Raw genomic sequence first — 19,918 nt, 5'->3', positions numbered from 1 at the left:
CTCCTGCTTCCGCCTTGCAGCGCTCCAAAATCCTTACTGCCAGCGCCAGCCGGGATAATATTTATTCTTCAGGCTCATACCCGTGCCTTTGGCCCAGCCCATGGGATGATCCCCCATGGAGACAAGGCACCATCCCTTTAGCGGCCCTTCCTCCCGGGTCAGGGTAAGGGTCTCCCCTTTCAGATAGCGCAGTACCCTGTCATCTTCCGGTTCCAGGCGGATTGTGGTTTTAAACTGGCCCGCCCTGAGAGCCATGGCCAGGGCCTGTGAAGGCTCAAATCTCCCTTTTTTCACTTCCCCCAGCAGCAGGCCGGTGCGCAAAAACCTAAGAGGCAGGTTCCACTCCAGCCCTTTGGGAAGGTAGTAAACACTGTCCTGATGTATCCTGATCCGGCTGTGGTCAAAGGTTACGGAAATGGATTCCAGAAAATCCATCAGTTCCTCCTGATGCTTTAACATGCCGGGGATTTCCCTTGTCCGGCGGGGTGAAGCCGTTTCCCCGTCCTTCTTTCGCAGCAATGCCAGAAAATGTCCCTCTCCCTTTACGCGGTGGGGAAACAGCCTCATACACCCATCCAGCCCTATTCCATTGACAGCTCCCGGAACCCGGGACAGATCCAGGGCGCACAGTTCCATCTGCGGATATTGGTCCAGGATATACTCAATGTTCTCCTCATCCTCGGTTCTGGAAAAAGTGCAGGTGGAGTAGAGAAGCATTCCTCCAGGCTTTAACATATCCACCGCCTGACAGGCGATCTGACGCTGCAGCGGTGCATAGTAGGATGGGCCATGGACGGTCCAGTCCTTTACCATGTCTTCCTCCCTGCGGAACATTCCCTCCCCGGAGCAGGGGGCATCCACCAGAATCTTATCAAAAAATCCCCTCCATACCAGGGCCAGTTTTTCCGGGCTCTCGCTGGTCACACAAATATTAGGGATTCCGGCCAGTTCCAGGTTCTTAAGAAGGGCCCTGGCCCTGGAATAACTGATATCATTGGACACCAGAAGTCCCTGGCCCATAAGCCTGGCCCCCAGCTCCGTGCTTTTACCGCCCGGCGCCGCACACAGATCCAGCACCCTGTCTCCCGGCTCCACAGGAAGCATGGCTGCCGGGGTCATGGCACTTGGCTCCTGGAGATAATAAAGCCCGCAGTAATAGGCCGGATGCTTGGAAGGCCTGACGCTTTCCTTTGTCTCATCCTCCTGGCCATAGTAAAACCCTTTGCCTGTCCAGGGCACGGGTTCCATTGGCCAGGGCACCATGGCCTTCAGTTCCTCCGGGCTGATCTTCAGGGTATTGGCCCTAAGTCCGGGTTTCCAGTTCTCCTCAAAGCTTTTCACGTAATCATTGTATTCATCTCCCAAGAGTTCCTTCATTTCTGCCAGGAACCTCTCCGGGAGCTTGCTTATATCTGTCATCTTCCCTTCCTCATCCATTGCTTCTTCCGTCTTTGTGTGACATTGTACCACAGTTCCCCTGTTTGCGCCACCGTATCCCTGCGGAACCTGCCCAATGAGCCTAGAGTGTGTTTGAAAATTGCTTTCTGACATCTGCGCGTCACAGTTTGTGGGGGATTCGGGCCAAATGAAGGCGGCGTAGTGGGCTACGCTAACTGAATTTGGCCCAAATAACCCGCGAAATGGGGCGTGCTTTGTCCTAAGGGGTACCGGGCAGAGCCTGGGGGATTCCTTAGGGCAGATGGCGGGAATGAATTTTCAAACACGCTCTAGTATGTAAAAATCAGTCTGCGCTTTTCCAGGTATTTTAAGATCCAAAATGGATTCACACTCATTTCTTCATTGTGGTCCGTCTTTATATAGATCCCCAGATGCAGATGGACGTCAAAATTCCCGGTGGTCCCTTCCGTCTTTCCGTATCCCGTGTCTCCCATATAACCTAACAGTTCACCTGCTTTGACCTGGTCCCCCTCCTGAAAATCCCTTGCGTAATCATAGAGATGGGCGTAGTACAGATACGCCCCTCCCGGACATCTTATTCCAATGCGCCATCCGCCCATTTCCAGCCATCCGATCCGCTCCACCACCCCATCGCTCATACTCACCACCGGATAATATCCTCTTGGCATCTTGGAACCCATGATATCACAACCCTCGTGATGTCTCTGGTTCCGGCTCTCCCCATCTGTCCCGTAGCTGCGCCCCTGCATCCAGCCATCCTCAAAAACCACGTCCGGCGTCTGTTTATTTAAAGCTTTGGGAATCGGAAAATACTTCAGATCTCCCAATACGGTTTCATATGCATGTTTCATTTTCCTGTAATCCGCTGGCCTTGCGGCCAGAAGGAGACGGTTACTGCAGGATGTGTCCTCCACCCTGGTCAGGTCATAGTCGTGTTCGATCATGAGCGTGGTAAGGGTATCGTAATCAATGGTTTTCTGACCAGCCATTACATTTCCCAGCTTCATGGACCTGAAATCATCGCTTTCCCAGGTATAGGGCCCCAACTGGTAGTAATCCGGATTCATAATCAGATAATTGGTAATGGAACACTGGAACACGGCCAGGATCAAAATAAGAATCAAAGGCATAGCCCGCCACCCTTTACAATATATTGTATAAATCATTGTATTCAGGTGCTTATGAAAAAATCCATAAAGGGCATACTGTCCGTTCTGTGCCTGCTCATGCTGCTGTTTAATCCCGGACTTGCACTGGAAGGTGCCAGGCAGGGTATCATGCTTTGGGGAAACGTGATCCTTCCCACTCTGCTTCCTTTTATGATATGCTCCGGCGTCATTGTTGCCATGGATGCCATCCATATACTGACAGGCCCGTTCAGGCCCATCCTGTCCGGCATACTGAAGCTGTCCGGGCAGGGGAGCTATGTGCTCATGAGCGGCCTCTTATGCGGCTATCCCATGGGGGCCAAGACCACCAGCGACTTCCTGGACAGCGGCCGTATCACACCGGAGGAAGGAAAATATCTTCTGGCGATCAGCAATCATCCCAGCCCCATGTTTGTGCTGGGATATGTGATCGCACAGATCCGGGTGATTCCGGGTATCTCTCAGGGCTGTCCCCTTTGGGCAGTGGCAGCGGCCCTGTATCTGCCGGTCATCCCCATATCCATATTAGCCAGAAACTGCTATCATTACAAGAGGAAAGATTACCCTGTATCGGATAAGAAGGATTCCGGGGAGTATCCCTTTTCCTTTGACGAACACATGATGGGCTGCTTTGAGACCATGACAAAGATAGGCGGTTATATCATGCTTTTCTCCATCCTTGCCCTTTACCTGACCGTATTTCCCTTTCAGACACCGCCGCTGGTCCGGCCCGCCCTTTTGGGAGCCGTGGAGATCACCACCGGCATACAGGCCATTGCCCAGTCCGTCCCCGGCATGACCGGCGCTCTGCTCATCATCGGCTCCGCCGCCTTTGGAGGCTGCTCCGGTATTTTCCAGACAAAGAGCGTATTAAAAAATGCCGGACTTTCCATCCGGCACTATATGCTGTGGAAACTGATGCACAGCGGATTATCCTGTATTCTGTTCTATGTACTGGTCATGCGCTGATCCGGCTACATCTGGTTCTGTTCCTGCTCCGGCTGCTGGATCTCCTGTTCTTCCTGACGGACGATCCCGCCTGAAAGTTCATTGCGGTTGGAGGATACGATATCATAACTGGACTGCATGGACGCCATGAACGCATCAAAACGCCCCTTTGCACCCTCCATACTATGGTTGATGATGGTCTGAAGACTGCGCAGCATGTCGTCCGTGTATTGGATGGAGCTCTGACGGATGCCGTTGGCGTCATTCACCGCCGCATCCACAATGGCCTGAGCCTGGTAATTAGCCTGCTGCACCACTTCATCCGCATGGGCATATGCCCGCTGCATGATCTCGTGCTCATTGATCATCTCCGATGTCTGTTCGCTGGCCTGGGCCACCATGGAATCCGCCTGCTTCTTGGCATCCTCCAGCATGGCGTCCGCCTGGGCCTGGGCTTCGCCCAAAATGGTATCCTGCTGGCTGATGATCTTCTGGTACTTTTTGATCTCATCCGGGATCCTAAGACGCAGTTCTACCAGCAGTTCCTCCAGCTCTTCCTTATTCACAATGATCTTGCTGTTGGATAATGCCTGGAATTTACAACTGTCAATATATTCTTCAATCTCGCTGATCAACTGCTCAATTCTACTCATCATATTACTCTTCTCCTTATCCTGATAAAGGCAATATCCGCCCGGCTATGCCCGGCGTCTTTCCTCCAGCTTCTCCCTTACCCTGTCAGCAATGACCGGATGGAGGAATTCACTGATCTCTCCGTCATATTCTGCAATCTCTTTTACAATACTGGAACTCAAATAGGAATACTTTAAGTTCGTGGTCAAAAATATAGTATCAATCTCAGGCGCTATCACCCGGTTGGTCTGTGCCATCTGAAGTTCATATTCAAAATCCGTAATGGCGCGCAGTCCCCTTACCACAATGCCTGCGCCGCTCTGGCGTACAAAATCAATCAATAATCCTTCAAAAGACTGTATCTCCACATTCGGCAGGGACGCAGTCACTTCCTTTAACATATTAACACGTTCCGTGTCAGAAAACAACGGGGATTTTGCCTTATTGTTCAATACCCCGATGATCAACTTGTCAAACATTTTTGCCGTGCGTTCAATGATATCATAATGTCCCAATGTGACCGGGTCAAAGCTGCCCGGATATACCGCTGTCTTCATCTACTCTCCCCTGCCTGCAAACACATGCTTGTTGGTTTTGTACTCTTTGCTTTTTATCATATGGTAGCCATAATCCTTAAGCCAGTCAAACTCCGTTTCCCTGGATGCTTCTATTATAAAAACCGTATCCTCCGTAACCATGGCGGAATGGGCCAGGTATTCCAGCACCAGACGTTCATGTCCATGGCCGTAGGGCGGATCCATAAACACCATGTCAAATTTGTAATTTCGCCCTTCCAGCTTCTTAAGGCCTGCCAGCACGTCACAATTCATGACCAATGCCCTGTCTTCCAGCTTGGTTCTCTCAAGGTTCTCCCTGATACACTCTATGGCCTTTGGATTATTCTCAATCATCACCGCCATGGCTGCTCCACGGCTTAAAGCCTCTATCCCTATGGCGCCGCTGCCGGAAAAGAGGTCCAGGAACTTACAGTCCCCTATCTGGGGCTGCAGCATGTTGAACAATGTTTCTTTCGTTCTATCAGTGGTAGGTCTTGTATCCATTCCCTCCACTGTTTTTAAAAGCAGCCTTCTGGCGCTGCCTGCGATCACTCTCATTCATAACTCCCATTAACTGCTGCTTTCCAGTCACAGCAAATTTCATACCAAACAAGTATAATATGAAAATCAGAGATACACAAGGGGTTTTAGGCATTTTTTAACATTTTTTCCTTAATTAGAGCTGGGAAGTCCCTTGGCGATCCTGCCGGTAAATTCAGCAATATTCATGGTCTGCATGTAAATCTTTCCCGGGCCTGTAAGCTTGGTAAGGAACAGTCCCTCTCCCCCGAACAGGATATTCTTGACTCCCTTGATGGTCTCTATCTCGTAGGATACCGTTGGTTCAAAAGCAAACACATTACCTGTGTCCACCTTGATCACCTCGCCCGGCGCCAGTGTCCGCTCGATCACATCCCCGTCCACTTCCAAAAACGCCATGCCGCTGCCCTTAAGCTGCTGAAGGATAAAACCCTCCCCGCCAAAAAATCCGGCTGAAAGCTTTTTGGTAAGCACCGTGCTCACCTCCACTGTGGGCTGTGCGCAGAGAAATGCCCCCTTCTGGCAGATCAGGCTGGTTTTTCCCATGTCAACAGGCAGTATTTTTCCCGGCACCGTGGATGCAAATGCAATGAAGCAGTCCGGCCTGCTGGCTGTGTAGGTTGCCATAAACAGGGATTCCCCTGTAAACATCCTTCCAATTCCTTTCATCAGTCCGCCTTTTATGTTGGAATCCAATGCCAGTCCATCGCTCATCCATGCCATGCCTCCGGATTGTGTATACATTGCTTCCCCTGTCTGCAGCCTTACCTCCACTGCAGGCAATGTCTCTCCCAAAATCCTGTAGTCCATCTCTCATCCTCCTTTGTGATCGTATTTCAGTATAGCACAAGTGATTGAGGATTTCTTTACATATATCTTAATAATCGTTTCACTCTGTCATCGGCTTCCCTGAACCATCTGTCCTGGGGATTGACGGACAGTACAAAACGGATCTTGCCTGACAGGGACATCAGATATCTGGTCTCCCCGTCCTTTCCCATGTCCAGGTATGTTCTTTCATTCCTGCGCTTTAAATGTTCCTGTACCCCATATTTCAGGCAATAATGGACGTCCCGCCTGAGTTCCCTGCGGTAGGAGGAGGGAACCTGGAGCTTTTCATTGACCACGATCCCGGTCACTGTCTGCCGCTCCTGCCTGGTAAGGACCTTTGTCTTGGACCGGTTCAATTCAAACCCCATGGCGCCCAAAAAACCGTTTGCCTTGTTCATAACCTCGGATACATCAAAATCCCCTGAAAATGTCATGTCATCACAGTAACGGCTGTATATGACTTCCCGCTGCCCGCACCAGGCAGCCATGTATCTGTCAAAGGGTCTCATCACAAGGTTTGAGACAGCCGCCGAAGCCGGCGAACCCTGGGGAAGCCGGTCGTTATAACAGCAAAGGGAAGTCAAAAGAACCCCCACGGGCTCGGGGAAATACTGTCTTCCAAATGCCCTTTGCCCCACCATGGGAAATGTAATACTTCCAAAAAAGTCTTTGATATCCAGCTTTAACACCACCTCATGACCCAAATGGACCATTGCATTCCCTCGAATGGAGGCGCCCTTGTGGTAAGCGGTTGCACAGCAGGGGATCTCATAGCCTTCCAGGATATGGTGAAGGATATTCCTTTGAATGGTTTTCAACAAAGGGTCCGGCGCCATGACCCGCCGCACCCCGCCTCCCTTTTTGGGAATCTTAAGACAGGTGTAATGCTGTTCTGTGTGATTGCTGACAGCGTACAGACAGGAGATGATCCGTTCATCGGTCCACTCCTCCCCCTCCAGCAGAGAAAAAGACAGGATCATTTCCCGGCAGTGCCTGGGGGTACAGTGTTTCCATAAATCTGTATCATACATATTGAAACCTCGTATCATCCGCGGCAATTATATTGATCGCCGGTATCATCTGTGGCAGTTCATTTTATGCAGCATAAAACAGCAGGGATCATACGAAAAAGGATACCGTAAGATGCGCAGATGTACAAGCCCCAGGCGTGTGCACATGAAATGTGCGGTTGTACCTCGGAGCAGATTGCGGTCTTGTGGCCCTGCTATGACATGTCCATGACAGCGACTCGCTGCCCGGCCGGTCCCGCTGTGGTACCGGAAACACTATGATCCACTGCTGCTTTATGATTGTTTATTCTACCACACATGTTTCCCGGTTGCAAGATAACACGCCCAAACTCCGTGCCAGGCCCCACACACCGCCTACTATTGTTCCTATTGCAGACTCTTTCCTCCCTTTTGCAGGCTCCTGGCCGCAAATCCGCCTGCCATCCGGTAGTATGTTTTTTTAGGAAGTAAGTCCGCCAATGCCTTTATGAATTTCCCCGTCCTGTCAGGTATACAGACGACTTTTCCTTTTGCAAAGCTTTCCATGGCTTCCCTCACCACGTCTTCCGGCCTGCGAAAAGCAAACATCCCCTTTCTGCTCTTATCCACCTTCATACCCGCGCTCTCATGGAAATCCGAGTCAATAAAACCCGGACACACTGCCTGGACATGGATACCATATCCAGCCAGTTCCATGTGAAGCCCTTCAGTCAATGTGACGATAAAGCGTTTTGTGGCCGCATAGACCACATTTTTAGGCACCACTGCAAATGCCCCGTCCGATGAAACATTAATGATCCTCCCCCTCCCTTCTCTTTTCATCCCCCCCAGGACATGATGGGTGATCCTGGCAACCGCAGTGGTCTGCAAATAGATCAGCCGTTTAATATCCGCCGCATCCGTGTCGGCAAATTCCGTGCACAGGCCAAATCCCGCATTATTCACCAGTACATCAATCGCCTTTCCCTCCAATTGATTTAACAGCTCACTGACCCCTGTCTCCTCTGCCAGATCCGCCAGTATGACGATCACCTTGCATCCATATGTATTTCTTATTTCATCTGCTCTCCTTTCAATGACCTCCTTCCTTCTTCCCGTGATTATTAAGTGATACCCTTCCCCTGCAAACCATTTTGCATAGGCCAGCCCCAGGCCGCTGGTCGCTCCTGTGATCAGTGCATATTGTTCCATAATAGTACCTCCTTGTATGGATCGTTAATGAATGAACTTTGTTCATTCATTATTTGAAAGAAATCCCGCCTTGGCGGGGTCTGTGACAATAAAAACTATGACTCCACAAGACTCTCTCTTATGGGTTCAGGACTTTTTCATATATCCGCCTAATACAAGCCACTTTTTCCCGGGATGAAAACCCATCGTTTTCAATAACCGGTGCTGCACCGAACAGCAGATAGGACGCGGTCAGGGATAGATTCTCCACTTTCACCATTCCTTTGTCCCTCATTCTCCCAAGCCTGTTTTCCAGATATGGGCATATGGCCTCGCACAGCCGGACGGACAGCAGCATCTGAAGGTGGCGGTTTTCCTTTTTATGAAAAAAATGATGATACCGTTCCCTGCCGTCCATGCCGAGGAATAACTGCTCCAAGCTGTCCAGGAACTGCTCCAGGGATTCTTCCGTTTTGCCTTGGTCCTCTTCCAGCGCACGGATCATGGGCAGAGTGATCTCTTTTACATACTGCTCGACCACCGTGTCATATAAAACTTGTTTGGACTCAAAATACCGGTAGCACAATCCCGGCACCACATTCATAGCCGCCGCAATATCTCTCATGGTAGCTGCCTCATACCCTTTTTCCATAAAAACCTTCATGGCCGTATCCAATATCTCCTGCCTTCTCACCTCCGGTTCCTTCGATACCCTGGCTGTTTTTCTCTCCATTGTAAACTCCCTCTCTTCTATATAGATAGCTGTGGATTTCCGCCTGTCATTTCTCCCTAAGGATAACACTTTGTCCACCGCTTGTCAATGAACATTGTTCACTCGTTTTGTACTCTGCATTCCTTTCCACGCACATTTACCGCGCTGCTTTCCGAACCTGTCTTATATTTACATGAGCCTTCAACCATAATAAGAAGGACTTCATATTTAATTTTAATTGACTCCCATTTTTTAACAAATTACGAAAAACCTTCTAGTGTATTATTTCTGAATCATCACATAATAGGATTGTAGCACAAAACAAGCCATGAACAACTCAAACAAAGTCATGGCAAATAAATTACAAGGAGGCGTTTTATTATGTCTAACAATTCTAACAGAACAAACGTACCAGAAGCAAAGGAAGCAATGGACAAATTCAAGATGGAGGTTGCTAACGAAATCGGCGTACCGTTAACCAACGGATACAACGGCAACCTGACTTCTGCACAGAATGGTTCCGTAGGCGGCTATATGGTTAAGAAGATGATCGAGTCTTACGAGCGTCAGCTGGCAGGTAAATAAATCCTCCGATACTGAAGGGTTTGTGAAATAAGTTCTCTTCATTGCTGACAACAGCAGAAGATCCCCAGGCTATGTTTTCACATGGTCTGGGGATTTTCATTGATACGAGCACGTAAGCGGCCTCAGTCCGGCCGCTTACGTGCGAATCATGCCAGGCTTGGCGAGGTCTTTTCGGACCTTGTACTTTGTATTTTCTAAAATCTTTTATTCTACGATTACAACCCTGCCAATCCGCTCTTTCTCCGCCTTCTCATCATCCGCATATCCAAGAGCTGCCATTCCATAAACCACATGGCCCTGGGGAATGCCAAGGGATGAAAGCACCTGGCGTACAGCGGGGTCATCACAGATTCCCTGCAGCTGGTTGATCCATACAGAACCGATTCCCATGGAATGGGCTGCCAGGAAAATATTTTCCATCGCACACGCATTATCTTCCCTTCCAAACGGGCTCTCCCTGTCATTGGACGGAATCACAAGAACTTCCGGCTGGTACATATCATAACCTTCCCGGTTAAGGACTGTCCTGATCACTGAAGCCAGTTCCTGGATCTTTTCCCTGTTTTTGACCACCGTGAACTGCCAGGTCTGCTTTCCCATGCCGCTGGGCGCATGCAGGGCTGCCTGGATCACCTGCTGCAGGTCTTCATCCGGAATGGGTTTGTTTAAGAATTTCCTTGTGCTTCTCCTGGTAAGTATGGTATTCATTGTCTCATTCATTTTGTAACTCTCCTTTCACAGCGTTTGCATATATATTAAAGGTTCAGTTTTTCATAATTGGCGCCCAGGTAATCCTCTATTTTCCGTTTCAATTCCCTGTGCTCATCCAGTTCCAGGAGCGGATCTGCATCCAGCAGGTCATTCACTTCCTCCGAAACCCTTTTCAGTATATTGGCATCTGTAAAAATATCCGCCAGCTTAAATTCCATATCACCGCTCTGCCTCATGCCGAATATATCGCCCGGTCCACGAAGCTTTAAATCTTCCGATGCGATATAAAACCCATCATTGGATCGGTTCAATATATCCAGACGCTCCCCGGTGCTTTCATCATGGGAGCAGTTCACCATGATACAGTAGGACTGTGCCTTGCCGCGCCCCACCCGGCCTCTCAGCTGATGAAGCTGGGCAAGACCAAAGCGTTCCGCATTTTCAATCATCATAACCGTTGCATTGGGAACATTTACCCCCACCTCAATGACGGTGGTGGAGACCAGCACATGGATCTCTCCTGCCGCAAACCGTTCCATGACCGCATTTTTTTCCTTTGCCTTCATCTTGCCGTGAAGATGCTCCACCACAATGGAAGGAGGCAGTTCTTTTCTCAGAGTCTTCGCATAGTCCAGCACATTCTCCGCCTCGATCATCTCGCTGGCCTCCACCATGGGACAGATCACATAAGCCTGATGGCCCTCCTCCACCTGTTTCTGGATAAAGGAATATGCCTTGGGGCGGTATCCTGCGTCCACCACACAGTTTTTAATGGATTGGCGGCCGGCCGGAAGTTCATCAATCACAGATATGTCCAGATCACCGTAGATGATAATAGCCAGGGTTCTGGGGATCGGTGTGGCGCTCATAACCAGCACATGGGGTTCATTTCCTTTGCCGCTTAGCATTTCCCGCTGTCCCACTCCAAACCTGTGCTGCTCATCCGTGATCACAAGGGCCAGATTGTCATAGATCACCTTTTCCTGTATCAGCGCATGGGTTCCGATGATAATATCCGCCTCATGGTTTGCTATCTTTTCATAGGCCAGACGTTTTTCCTTTGCTGTCATGGATCCTGTTACCAACACGGGAACCTTAGAAATGCCCTGTTCCTCAAACAGCGCGGTCATGGATTCCAGATGCTGCCTGGCCAGCACTTCCGTGGGTACCATAAGGGCGCCCTGGTATCCATTATATGCAGCCTGCAAAAGGGCCAGAATGGCGATAATGGTCTTACCGGAACCAACATCCCCCTGAATCAGGCGGTTCATGACAAGGCCGCTCTCCATATCCCTATACACTTCCTCCAGGGCGCGCTCCTGAGCGCCGGTCAGAGCGTAGGGAAGTTTGGCCTTCAGGCCACTTACCTCCCTTGCCCGCTCCATGGTATAGGCGGAACGCTTGTCCTCCCTGTGTTCCTTCAGTCTTCTGACTCCCACCAGGAACATAAAGAATTCATCAAACACCAGGCGCTTCCTGGCAAATAAAAGTTCTGTCTGGTCCGCAGGAAAATGGATATGCTCCAGGGCATAATTAATTTCCGCAAGCTCATATTTTCTTCTGAGCCCGGCAGGCATATACTCCCGCTCCATCTTCCTTACTTCAAGGGCCTGCTGCTCGGCCCTGACAATGGTTTTATTGCTCAGTCCCCTGGTCTGCCCGTATACCGGCTGCATGGAGTGGACCACTGCCTCATATGCCTCAGGCGAAAACACCTCGGGCTGTTCCATGACCAGGCGTCCCCGCTTCTTTACCACCCTGCCCCGGAATACATATGTTTCCCCGGACTTCAGGTTAGCCCGCATATAGGGCATATTAAACCAGGTCACCTGCAGGGAGCCGGTCAGGTCCCTGAGCTGCACCGACACGATCTGCATATGGTTCAGGCGCAGCAGGTCCGCGCTTTTGACCAATACCGATTCCACCGCCATTACGGTCTGTTCCTTCAGCTGGCCAATGGGGACCGGCGCTTCATAGGCGTCATAAGCCCTTGGGTAGTAGGTAAGCAGATCATCAATGGTGAAAATGCCCAGCTTTTCAAATAATTTTCCTGTCTTTTCGCCAATCCCCTTTAATGAGTGGATCGGCTGTGAGTTTAACATTTAATCCATAAACCTCCTGAAGTAACCTTAGCGTGAAGCCTCCAGGGCATTCAGCCCCAGCTTGATGCATCCCATAATACCCTGGTCATCATTCAGGCTGGCCGGAACAATATAATTCTCCATGTCCTGCAGTTCCTTTGTGTTAATATAACCGTTCAGCTGCTCCAGCACCTTTTCCCGGATCATGGGGAACAGCTGCATCTGATGCATGACACCTCCGCCCAATATGATCTTCTGGGGTGAAAGTAAAAGGATGTAGTCCACCAGAGACTGGGCAATATAGTAACTCTCCAGCTCCCAGGCCTCCTTATTGTCCACCAGGTCCACTGCCTTTTTGCCCCATCTTTTTTCAATGGAGGGACCGCTTGCAAAGCCCTCCAGACAGTTCTTGTGATACGGGCAGATGCCTCCCTCCGGATCCTCAGGATGGCGTACCAGAAAAACATGTCCGCCCTCGGGGTGCAGCATACCGTGGAGAAGGCCTCCGTTTACCCAGGCGCCCACACCAACACCGGTTCCTATGGTAATATAGATCACGCTGTCCAGCCCTTTGGCGCATCCATAGGTCACTTCTCCCAGGCAGGATCCATTCACATCCGTATCCAGCCCCACCGGTACCTTCAGCGCATCCCTCAGGCCGCCGATCAGGTCCTTATGGCGCCATGCCAGCTTGGGCGTGTCCAGAATATAACCAAAGGTTTCCGATTTTGTATTCACATCCACTGGTCCAAATGCGCCCACGCCCAATGCTGCGATCTCTTTATCCTTAAAATATTCAATTAGTTTTGGAATCGTCTCCTCAGGTGTGGTGGTGGGAATGGAAATCTGCTCCAGTATGGTCCCGTCTTCCGTTCCAATGGCACACACCATCTTTGTTCCGCCTGCTTCCAATGCTCCAATTAACATATGTGCTCCCCTTTCATAAACAATACTCGATTCTTGCATTATACAATCTTTTCCTGATTTTGACTAGAGTGTGTTTGAAAATTGCTTTCCGGCAGCTGTGTGTCACCCTTGGCTGGAACTATCATTCCAATGCTGCCACCACTGCCCCATAATCCCCGATCCGATCCCCCAGCGCAGCGGGCACAATGGTACAGGCGGCAAGGGACTCAGGTAAGGCTTCCTTTCTAAGTTCCTTTTCCATCTCCTCTCTCATCAGCTTCCCTGACCTGGCAAATATGCTCCCCACCACAATCCGCTCCGGGTTAAGGATATCAATGAGGACTGCAAGGCCGCGGCCAAAGTATCTTCCTGAACATCCATAGACCTGAAGGGCATCCTCCATGCCGCACTCCGCCGCCTCTGCCACATCCTTTGCCGTAATGAAATCCAGCCCCTTTTTCCCTGAATAAGACACGTTTTTCCCCTCTTTAAGGGCTTCAGCAGCCATTCGTCTCGCCAGCTGCGCGATTCCTCCGCCGCTGCAAAACCCTTCAAAGCTTCCCGCTTTCCCATACCCCACCGGTCCATCCTGATCCAGCCGGATATGCCCTGCTTCCCCAGCCATGCCGCAGGCCCCCTGGTACAGCCTGCCGTTTAGGATCAGCCCAGCCCCCAGCCCTGTTCCAAAGGTCAGGAATATCATATGGCGGCAGCCCTGTCCCGCCCCGTATCTCCACTCGGCCAGTGCGCACGCATCCGCATCATTCTTAAGCCTTGCCGGCATTCCCAGTTTTTGTTCCATGTATTCCGTGATGGGAACCTCATCCCAGCCCGGAAGATTTGGCGGAGAAAGTATCACTCCACTGCCGCTGTCCAACGGACCGCCGCAGGAAATACCGATCACACAATCGTCCGGCAGGATGCCGTGGCGTTTCACCATCTCCCCTCCACGCAGGGCAAGGATACCCAGTACCTCTTGCCAGCTTCCCTTTGTGGGAACCGCGCACCGCTCCAAAAACTCAATTCCATCCGTTTTCTTTCTGCCAGTCCTTGCCAGAAGGACTGCTGATTTAGTTCCGCCTATATCCATTCCCAGTATATAGTTGTCTCTCTCCATGTTATCGCTTTCCATGTTATCTCCCATCAGTATGGTCTTTTATCCATACGGCCGCAAACCAATTTCCGTCAAGTAAAAGACAGCTGCCGTATCCTCTAAAGGACACAGCAGCTGCCTACATCGCGGTGATGTCATGTATGATCTTTTCTTACCGCCTGTCTGAATCTCCTGATCCGAGTCCGTTTCAAAGAACCATCAGCTCTTTCTGCGTCCCAACACGCGCAGCAGATAGATAAACAGGTTGATGAAATCCAGATACAGCTGAAGCGCTGCGAAAATGGATGCTTTGGCAGCCATCTCCGGCACCTGGCCGTAATATGCATGGTATGCCTGGATCTTCTTGGTGTCATATGCCGTAAAGATCAGGAACAGGAAAATCCCGATCATGGATACCGTTGTCTCAAAGGCGCTGAGGTCAATAAACATGGCCAGCAGCCAGAAGAACACCAGGAAGATCAGACCGCCCATCATAAACGGACGGATCTTTGCAAAGTTGATATTGCCAAACCAGCCGATCAATGCCATGATCCCGAAAAATACAGATGTGATACCAAACACGGTCCACAGAATGGTCAGGTCAAATACGATTAGGTACGCACAGAATACGATTCCGTTAAGAGCCGCATACAGGAAGAACAGGGCTCTGGCCATGCCAACGGACATCTTCTCGATCCTGGCTGAAAGGAATATCACTACGCCCAGCTCTGCAGCCAGCAGGATATAATGCCAGTAAGGGATCGCATACACATAAGCGATGGCCCTTGTCATATATCCCCCCACGGCTACCACAAACGTGATCAGAAGGCCCGCAAACATCCAGCCAAAGGTTTTAGCAGTGTAATGTCCCAGGGATTCTCCTTCTACCTGTACTTCATAAGACCGGTTCATCATTTCTTCATTCATACGTCATCTCTCCTTTATTTTTAAATTGCATAAGCGAATAATACCATTACCAAACCAATGATATAGACCACAAGGGCTATTACCATGGCAATAGTGCCAAGTATCACAGCTGCCCTGGCAATGTTATTCTTGGAAGAATTCCTGGCTTTCTGGCCAAAGGAAATGCCCAGGCCGCCAAACAGAATCCCCAGAATAGGCACCAAGAGTCCCATCACGATTCCCAGTATGGACAGGACCATGGATGGCACTGCATATTTTCCGTGGTCCACCACCGTTACGGTGACCACATGGTCCCCCGGCTGCTCCTGTCCCTGAGGAAGGGGCTGGTGGAGAAGGCTTATGAGTTCTTCCAGGCTTTCCCTGAACATCTTTTTGGGCAGGGCTCCCATAAAGCCCTTAAGCGGGTTCTCCCTGTGCTTTCCGATCCATGCCTCCAGGTGCAGGCTGCCGCCGGAATACTCATATCGTATAAAGCGGGCCGAGAGCAGGAATCCATCCCCCTCCTGCCACACTTCTTCACCTTTATGGGTCTTCTTTTTAAAACCATTCTTATTCAAATAATCTTCCATCAGAAATTGGACAAATTCCTGAGGCTGATCCAATCTCTCATCCCGAACCCATCGCGCCATGTCTTATGTTCTCCCTCAATCTCTTTTGTCTGCAGACCCCTGCCTACTCGGCAGAAATCATATAATAATAGATAGGCTGACCTCCGTACTGGAGTTCGATCTCCTTATCAGGATACAGCTGTGCCGCCCGGTGTATCAGGCTTTCTGCCGCGTTTTGAGGCACATCACATCCGTAATACACGGTAACCAGTTCGGAATCCTGATCCAGCATGGCGTCCAGCGCATCCATTGCAACGCTCTCAACCGACTTTCCTGCCGCCAGCATACCCTGGTCCCCAATGGCCATGATGTCCCCTTCTTCTATGTCCATGCCGTCTATCTTAGTGGTACGCACCGCATAGGTGATCTGGGCTGTTTTTACATTGAGCATTTCCTCAGTCATATTGTTCAGGTTTTCCTCTGCCGACAGGTCCGGCATAAAGTTCACCAGTGCGGTGATCCCCTGTGGCACGGTCCTGGAAGGGATGACAATGATGTTCTTATCTTCTGTCAGATCCCTGGCCTGCTGGGCCGCCATAATAATGTTCTTATTATTTGGAAGGATAAAAATATTCTCAGCATTCACCTTGTCAATGGCATTGAGCATATCCTCGGTGCTGGGATTCATGGTCTGGCCGCCCTCAATCAGGTAGTCGGCCCCGATTCCCTTAAAGATCTCGCTGAGCCCGTCACCGCTGGACACTGCGATAAAACCGTACTCTTTGCGTTCTTCCGGCTCCGCCTGTGTGTCTGCCAGATTCTGCGCAGCCTGCTCCCTGGCCATCCTCTCAGAATCCTTGATGACCCGTTCCTGGTGCTCCTCCCTCATATTATCAACCTTCATGCGGGACAGGGAACCAAAGGTCAATGCCTTCTCAAAAGCAAGGCCCGGATGGTTGGTGTGCACATGAACCTTTACGATCTCGTCATCCGACACCACCACCAGGGAATCCCCGATGGATTCCAGGTATGCTTTCAGTTCAGTCTCATCCTGATCCGAGTATTCCTTTTCCAGGTTAATGATAAATTCCGTGCAGTACCCAAACTTGATATCAGCAGTATCAATGTCTGATCTGGACGCTGCTGCCCGGGGGGGTTCTTCTCTCTGTTCCGGTTCCGTATTCAGCGACAGGTCCACCGTCTTTCCCAAAAGGCCGTCCACTGCACCCTTTACCACCTGCATCAGGCCCTGGCCGCCGGAATCCACCACGCCCGCCTGCTTTAGTACAGGGAGCATCTCCGGAGTCTGGCTCAGTACGTAGTCACCGTGTTCGATGATCACCCTTGCAAATTCTTCTATATCATCTGTCTGGGAAGCCATCTCCAGGGCCTTATCCGACATGCCTTTGGCAACCGTCAGGATCGTACCCTCTTTTGGCTTCATAACAGCCTTATACGCTGTCTCCGTGCCTCTCACCATAGCATTGGCCAGGGTGGTGGTATCTATCTCCGTGACTGATTTGATCTCCTTTGTAAATCCTCTAAGGAGCTGAGACAGGATAACGCCTGAGTTACCTCTTGCCCCCCTCAGTGATCCGGATGAAATAGCCTTTGCAAGCTGGTCCATGGTGGGATTATCAAGCTCCGCCACTTCCCTGGCTGCCGCCATGATCGTAAGTGTCATATTAGTTCCCGTATCCCCGTCAGGGACAGGGAATACATTCAGTTCATTGATCCAGTCTTTCTTAGCCTCCAGGCCCTTTGCTCCTGCCAGGAACGCGTTCTTTAGCATTCCGGCATCAATCGTACTTATACCCACAAGTTACTTCCTCCTAATCAATCACTCTCACACCTTCCACAAAGATGTTGATCTTCTCAACCTCCATGCCGGTGAATTCTTCTACTCTATATTTCACGCTTTCGATTAAGTTGTCAGATACTGCGGATATGCTGACCCCATAGGATACGATTACATGAAAATCAAAGGATATCCTGTTATCATTAATAACCACATTTATACCATGAGTCAGGCTCTCTCTTTTCAACAGTTTGACCAGCCCGTCTTTCATGCTGACTGCCGCCATACCGACAATGCCAAAACACTCTACCGCGATGGTTCCTGCATATAAAGCAATCACGTCCGGGTTGATCTGTATTTCACCCATCTTATTGCTGATTCTTCCCTTCATACACATGCCTCCAATCTTTACATTGAGCATATAAGCGTCTGTTCTTTGGACGTTTATATGCGAAAGTACCCCGCCATACTCAGCCGGTTTTTTAGGCATTTGTATTGCGAAGATTCCTTTACTAGAGACAGTATACACTATTTTCTGAAAAAAAGAAATAAATTTTTGTTTTTTCACTTGCAAATTTTATCAGATTCTGGTATCATACATTTGTTGTGGATTTTTCTAAAACATAAGAATCCAAGTAACGTGCTAAGGAGGTGCAATAGTATGGCTAAGTGTGTAATCTGTGAAAAGGCAGCTCATTTCGGTAACAAAGTGAGCCATTCCCATAGAAGATCCAACAAGATGTGGAAAGCGAACGTTAAGTCTGTTAAAGTCAAGGTAAACGGTGGGACCCAGAGAATGTACGTATGTACTTCCTGCTTACGTTCCGGCCTTGTAGAAAGAGCTTAATGAAACAGAATTCAAGTCACGGATGAAGACATTGCGAAGCTTATGACAGCTTTGGCAATGTCTTCTTTTTTGTTTTATTTTATTTCAATCAAAACATCCTAAAGAGCCACCGGGCCGCTGTCCTCCAGCAGCCTGATGGCTCCATGTTCTTCTTTTTATTCCTCTTCGATTCGCTCTATCAACAGCAAAAAAGATTATATCCCAATACAAGACAGCCGATAACGAACAGGAAGGTAAAGATTGTCTCCGGAATAAAGAGCAGAACTGCCATCCCCAGTCCGAAGCAGAACAGCATAAGTCCGCATATTCTTTTCATATCTAATCATATCCCCCATTCTGCAACAAGCTATACTTCATCATATGCAGAATTTCAGGATTCATTACCATCAATCCTTTGACAGTTCCTGCAAAATTCCTGCCGAGAAGCAGGGCGCATCTTTGGCAGCATCCACATCCAGCAAAACCCCAAAAGCATCCAGCAGCACATCAATACATGGGGTTGCCACCCCAAACATCCGCCCCAGACGGGCAATGGGCGCAATCCCAAAAGGAATATCCTCTTCCAGGTATCTGTGTTTTATGGTCCTTGGTCCTTTGCCTGATACGTATGCCTGGTTATTCTTGATTGCCTCAAACAGTGTATCGTACTTGTTCGGCCAAAAGCTGTTAATGATCTCCAGGCAGCTTTTGGGGTTCACTCCTGCTGCCCGGGCCACATCACAGCGTTCCCTGTCCGCCTTTTCCACTACCCCCAGAACCTTTTTGGTGGCAGCGTCACCGTAAAAGGAATAGTCCTCCCCATTTTCCATCCTTGTGATATTAAACAGGGTGACGGGAACGTGCATAACCGGATTGGAAGAATTGATGGACGTGCTGATCACATTTTCTTCCGGCACAAGCTGGGGAAACAGCTGCTTAAGCCTGCCGCACATTGCAGAGGTCTCAGATGCAGGGACCGCGGCAGCACCGATCTCTTTCTTGATGCTTTTAACATGGCATGCCCCCTCAGCATAGTCTGCCAGAAAAAGCATGCTGCCCGTTTCCCCAATGGTGATCTGATGGGATTTCCATACATTTCCCAGTTCCTGATAGAATTCGTAGGCTCCCCAGTTCCCGTTAAATATCAATATGTCCTGTCCCGGCCGCAGGCATCCCTTCATCTGCCGGGCCACGTCACGGTGCCCTGACGCCAGGGTCATAACAAGGACCAGCTGTGCATGCTCCAGCCCCTGCGCCAGGTCATCTGTTGTTTCCGGGCAGTAGTGTCCCATGCAGCAGCCTGTGATTTCCATCCCATGCTCCTGGATTTCATTTACACGGTCCCTGCTGCGCCCCCACATGGTTACATGTACTCCTTTGTCCATAAGATAGGCAGCAGCAGCCCTGGCGGTTCTTCCCAGTCCGATAATGGTAACGGTTTCGATCCTCTGCATTATTATTTTATCCTCCTTTTC

At 49.9% G+C, this 19,918-nt stretch carries 23 protein-coding genes; 4 read left to right on the top strand and 19 right to left on the bottom strand.

All coding sequences use genetic code 11. The features are described 5' to 3' along the window. Window positions 1–33: 33 nt before the first annotated feature. Window positions 34–1,419, bottom strand: coding sequence for an RsmF rRNA methyltransferase first C-terminal domain-containing protein (locus HMPREF9469_RS17610; protein ID WP_007864356.1), 1,386 nt, complete (start codon window positions 1,417–1,419; stop codon window positions 34–36). 132 nt (window positions 1,420–1,551) lie between these two features. On the opposite strand from HMPREF9469_RS17610, the gene HMPREF9469_RS34185 reads away from it, so the two are divergent. After that, window positions 1,552–1,617 carry a DUF6783 domain-containing protein gene (locus HMPREF9469_RS34185; protein WP_465244950.1) on the top strand — a complete coding sequence of 22 codons (66 nt, stop codon included), beginning with the start codon at window positions 1,552–1,554 and terminating at the stop codon, window positions 1,615–1,617. A 110-nt stretch (window positions 1,618–1,727) separates the two neighbouring features. Here the strand turns inward: HMPREF9469_RS34185 and HMPREF9469_RS17605 are convergent, their stop codons facing one another. After that, a complete protein-coding gene (locus HMPREF9469_RS17605; protein WP_007864352.1) occupies window positions 1,728–2,549 on the bottom strand; it encodes a M23 family metallopeptidase in 822 nt (273 codons plus the stop codon). A gap of 51 nt (window positions 2,550–2,600) precedes the next feature. Here HMPREF9469_RS17605 and HMPREF9469_RS17600 point away from each other — a divergent pair, with 51 nt between their 5' ends. Next, complete coding sequence (locus HMPREF9469_RS17600) at window positions 2,601–3,536, top strand: nucleoside recognition protein (RefSeq protein ID WP_007864350.1); 936 nt, start codon at window positions 2,601–2,603, stop codon at window positions 3,534–3,536. A gap of 5 nt (window positions 3,537–3,541) precedes the next feature. Here the strand turns inward: HMPREF9469_RS17600 and HMPREF9469_RS17595 are convergent, their stop codons facing one another. The 7 genes from HMPREF9469_RS17595 to HMPREF9469_RS17565 form a co-directional block, all read right to left on the bottom strand. Beyond that, entirely contained in the window at window positions 3,542–4,171 is a 630-nt protein-coding gene (locus HMPREF9469_RS17595) for a hypothetical protein (protein ID WP_007864348.1), read from the bottom strand. 42 nt (window positions 4,172–4,213) lie between these two features. After that, window positions 4,214–4,705: a pantetheine-phosphate adenylyltransferase gene (gene coaD / locus HMPREF9469_RS17590; RefSeq protein ID WP_007864346.1), complete on the bottom strand. Its 492-nt coding sequence runs from the start codon at window positions 4,703–4,705 to the stop codon at window positions 4,214–4,216. After that, window positions 4,706–5,263, bottom strand: a complete 558-nt coding sequence (rsmD, locus tag HMPREF9469_RS17585; protein WP_007864344.1) for a 16S rRNA (guanine(966)-N(2))-methyltransferase RsmD — start codon at window positions 5,261–5,263, stop codon at window positions 4,706–4,708. A gap of 114 nt (window positions 5,264–5,377) precedes the next feature. Next, window positions 5,378–6,055: a TIGR00266 family protein gene (locus tag HMPREF9469_RS17580; protein ID WP_007864342.1), complete on the bottom strand. Its 678-nt coding sequence runs from the start codon at window positions 6,053–6,055 to the stop codon at window positions 5,378–5,380. A gap of 56 nt (window positions 6,056–6,111) precedes the next feature. Continuing rightward, entirely contained in the window at window positions 6,112–7,107 is a 996-nt protein-coding gene (locus HMPREF9469_RS17575) for a reverse transcriptase family protein (RefSeq protein WP_007864340.1), read from the bottom strand. A gap of 366 nt (window positions 7,108–7,473) precedes the next feature. Beyond that, window positions 7,474–8,277, bottom strand: coding sequence for an SDR family NAD(P)-dependent oxidoreductase (locus tag HMPREF9469_RS17570; protein ID WP_007864337.1), 804 nt, complete (start codon window positions 8,275–8,277; stop codon window positions 7,474–7,476). Between the two features lie 118 nt (window positions 8,278–8,395). Further along, a complete protein-coding gene (locus HMPREF9469_RS17565; RefSeq protein WP_007864334.1) occupies window positions 8,396–8,989 on the bottom strand; it encodes a TetR/AcrR family transcriptional regulator in 594 nt (197 codons plus the stop codon). A 360-nt stretch (window positions 8,990–9,349) separates the two neighbouring features. Here HMPREF9469_RS17565 and HMPREF9469_RS17560 point away from each other — a divergent pair, with 360 nt between their 5' ends. Then, window positions 9,350–9,553, top strand: a complete 204-nt coding sequence (locus HMPREF9469_RS17560) for an alpha/beta-type small acid-soluble spore protein (protein ID WP_007864332.1) — start codon at window positions 9,350–9,352, stop codon at window positions 9,551–9,553. Window positions 9,554–9,757: 204 nt separating this feature from the next. Here HMPREF9469_RS17560 and HMPREF9469_RS17555 read toward each other — a convergent pair whose 3' ends face one another. The 8 genes from HMPREF9469_RS17555 to HMPREF9469_RS17520 form a co-directional block, all read right to left on the bottom strand. Continuing rightward, a complete protein-coding gene (locus HMPREF9469_RS17555; protein ID WP_007864330.1) occupies window positions 9,758–10,273 on the bottom strand; it encodes a nitroreductase family protein in 516 nt (171 codons plus the stop codon). A gap of 35 nt (window positions 10,274–10,308) precedes the next feature. Continuing rightward, window positions 10,309–12,366: an ATP-dependent DNA helicase RecG gene (gene recG, locus HMPREF9469_RS17550; RefSeq protein WP_007864329.1), complete on the bottom strand. Its 2,058-nt coding sequence runs from the start codon at window positions 12,364–12,366 to the stop codon at window positions 10,309–10,311. A gap of 27 nt (window positions 12,367–12,393) precedes the next feature. Further along, window positions 12,394–13,272 carry an ROK family protein gene (locus HMPREF9469_RS17545; protein WP_007864328.1) on the bottom strand — a complete coding sequence of 293 codons (879 nt, stop codon included), beginning with the start codon at window positions 13,270–13,272 and terminating at the stop codon, window positions 12,394–12,396. A 121-nt stretch (window positions 13,273–13,393) separates the two neighbouring features. Further along, window positions 13,394–14,383, bottom strand: coding sequence for an ROK family protein (locus tag HMPREF9469_RS17540; protein ID WP_007864327.1), 990 nt, complete (start codon window positions 14,381–14,383; stop codon window positions 13,394–13,396). Window positions 14,384–14,563: 180 nt separating this feature from the next. Then, entirely contained in the window at window positions 14,564–15,271 is a 708-nt protein-coding gene (locus HMPREF9469_RS17535) for a Bax inhibitor-1/YccA family protein (RefSeq protein WP_007864326.1), read from the bottom strand. Window positions 15,272–15,291: 20 nt separating this feature from the next. Continuing rightward, complete coding sequence (locus HMPREF9469_RS17530; RefSeq protein ID WP_007864325.1) at window positions 15,292–15,900, bottom strand: DUF4190 domain-containing protein; 609 nt, start codon at window positions 15,898–15,900, stop codon at window positions 15,292–15,294. Window positions 15,901–15,943: 43 nt separating this feature from the next. After that, window positions 15,944–17,638 carry a DAK2 domain-containing protein gene (locus tag HMPREF9469_RS17525; RefSeq protein ID WP_007864324.1) on the bottom strand — a complete coding sequence of 565 codons (1,695 nt, stop codon included), beginning with the start codon at window positions 17,636–17,638 and terminating at the stop codon, window positions 15,944–15,946. A gap of 13 nt (window positions 17,639–17,651) precedes the next feature. Then, on the bottom strand, window positions 17,652–18,008 hold the full coding sequence (locus tag HMPREF9469_RS17520) for an Asp23/Gls24 family envelope stress response protein (protein ID WP_007864323.1): 357 nt from the start codon (window positions 18,006–18,008) through the stop codon (window positions 17,652–17,654). Window positions 18,009–18,278: 270 nt separating this feature from the next. Here HMPREF9469_RS17520 and rpmB point away from each other — a divergent pair, with 270 nt between their 5' ends. Beyond that, the gene (gene rpmB / locus HMPREF9469_RS33830) at window positions 18,279–18,464 is read left to right on the top strand and encodes a 50S ribosomal protein L28 (protein WP_007864321.1); all 186 of its coding nucleotides are present in this window, start codon (window positions 18,279–18,281) and stop codon (window positions 18,462–18,464) included. Between the two features lie 178 nt (window positions 18,465–18,642). Here the strand turns inward: rpmB and HMPREF9469_RS32495 are convergent, their stop codons facing one another. Both HMPREF9469_RS32495 and HMPREF9469_RS30720 read right to left on the bottom strand, forming a co-directional pair. Continuing rightward, complete coding sequence (locus HMPREF9469_RS32495) at window positions 18,643–18,780, bottom strand: hypothetical protein (protein WP_166436606.1); 138 nt, start codon at window positions 18,778–18,780, stop codon at window positions 18,643–18,645. 70 nt (window positions 18,781–18,850) lie between these two features. Continuing rightward, on the bottom strand, window positions 18,851–19,897 hold the full coding sequence (locus tag HMPREF9469_RS30720) for an NAD/NADP octopine/nopaline dehydrogenase family protein (protein WP_007864318.1): 1,047 nt from the start codon (window positions 19,895–19,897) through the stop codon (window positions 18,851–18,853). Window positions 19,898–19,918 lie beyond the last annotated feature (21 nt).

Source organism: [Clostridium] citroniae WAL-17108 (assembly GCF_000233455.1).
Classification (GTDB): Bacteria; Bacillota; Clostridia; order Lachnospirales; family Lachnospiraceae; genus Enterocloster; species Enterocloster citroniae.
This window is presented reverse-complemented; position numbering and strand designations above follow the sequence as displayed.

What these genes read in the sequence shown, in the direction of transcription:
- HMPREF9469_RS17610 (WP_007864356.1), bottom strand. Translation starts at nt 1,419, where the DNA reads ATGACAGATATAAGCAAGCTCCCGGAGAGGTTCCTGGCAGAAATGAAG.
- HMPREF9469_RS17545 (WP_007864328.1), bottom strand. Translation starts at nt 13,272, where the DNA reads ATGTTAATTGGAGCATTGGAAGCAGGCGGAACAAAGATGGTGTGTGCC.
- HMPREF9469_RS17605 (WP_007864352.1), bottom strand. Translation starts at nt 2,549, where the DNA reads ATGCCTTTGATTCTTATTTTGATCCTGGCCGTGTTCCAGTGTTCCATT.
- HMPREF9469_RS17530 (WP_007864325.1), bottom strand. Translation starts at nt 15,900, where the DNA reads ATGGCGCGATGGGTTCGGGATGAGAGATTGGATCAGCCTCAGGAATTT.
- HMPREF9469_RS17535 (WP_007864326.1), bottom strand. Translation starts at nt 15,271, where the DNA reads ATGAATGAAGAAATGATGAACCGGTCTTATGAAGTACAGGTAGAAGGA.
- HMPREF9469_RS17555 (WP_007864330.1), bottom strand. Translation starts at nt 10,273, where the DNA reads ATGAATGAGACAATGAATACCATACTTACCAGGAGAAGCACAAGGAAA.
- HMPREF9469_RS17575 (WP_007864340.1), bottom strand. Translation starts at nt 7,107, where the DNA reads ATGTATGATACAGATTTATGGAAACACTGTACCCCCAGGCACTGCCGG.
- HMPREF9469_RS17540 (WP_007864327.1), bottom strand. Translation starts at nt 14,383, where the DNA reads ATGGAAAGCGATAACATGGAGAGAGACAACTATATACTGGGAATGGAT.
- HMPREF9469_RS17600 (WP_007864350.1), top strand. Translation starts at nt 2,601, where the DNA reads ATGAAAAAATCCATAAAGGGCATACTGTCCGTTCTGTGCCTGCTCATG.
- HMPREF9469_RS32495 (WP_166436606.1), bottom strand. Translation starts at nt 18,780, where the DNA reads ATGAAAAGAATATGCGGACTTATGCTGTTCTGCTTCGGACTGGGGATG.
- HMPREF9469_RS17595 (WP_007864348.1), bottom strand. Translation starts at nt 4,171, where the DNA reads ATGATGAGTAGAATTGAGCAGTTGATCAGCGAGATTGAAGAATATATT.
- recG (WP_007864329.1), bottom strand. Translation starts at nt 12,366, where the DNA reads ATGTTAAACTCACAGCCGATCCACTCATTAAAGGGGATTGGCGAAAAG.
- HMPREF9469_RS17565 (WP_007864334.1), bottom strand. Translation starts at nt 8,989, where the DNA reads ATGGAGAGAAAAACAGCCAGGGTATCGAAGGAACCGGAGGTGAGAAGG.
- coaD (WP_007864346.1), bottom strand. Translation starts at nt 4,705, where the DNA reads ATGAAGACAGCGGTATATCCGGGCAGCTTTGACCCGGTCACATTGGGA.
- HMPREF9469_RS17570 (WP_007864337.1), bottom strand. Translation starts at nt 8,277, where the DNA reads ATGGAACAATATGCACTGATCACAGGAGCGACCAGCGGCCTGGGGCTG.
- rpmB (WP_007864321.1), top strand. Translation starts at nt 18,279, where the DNA reads ATGGCTAAGTGTGTAATCTGTGAAAAGGCAGCTCATTTCGGTAACAAA.
- HMPREF9469_RS17580 (WP_007864342.1), bottom strand. Translation starts at nt 6,055, where the DNA reads ATGGACTACAGGATTTTGGGAGAGACATTGCCTGCAGTGGAGGTAAGG.
- HMPREF9469_RS17520 (WP_007864323.1), bottom strand. Translation starts at nt 18,008, where the DNA reads ATGAAGGGAAGAATCAGCAATAAGATGGGTGAAATACAGATCAACCCG.
- HMPREF9469_RS17560 (WP_007864332.1), top strand. Translation starts at nt 9,350, where the DNA reads ATGTCTAACAATTCTAACAGAACAAACGTACCAGAAGCAAAGGAAGCA.
- rsmD (WP_007864344.1), bottom strand. Translation starts at nt 5,263, where the DNA reads ATGAGAGTGATCGCAGGCAGCGCCAGAAGGCTGCTTTTAAAAACAGTG.
- HMPREF9469_RS30720 (WP_007864318.1), bottom strand. Translation starts at nt 19,897, where the DNA reads ATGCAGAGGATCGAAACCGTTACCATTATCGGACTGGGAAGAACCGCC.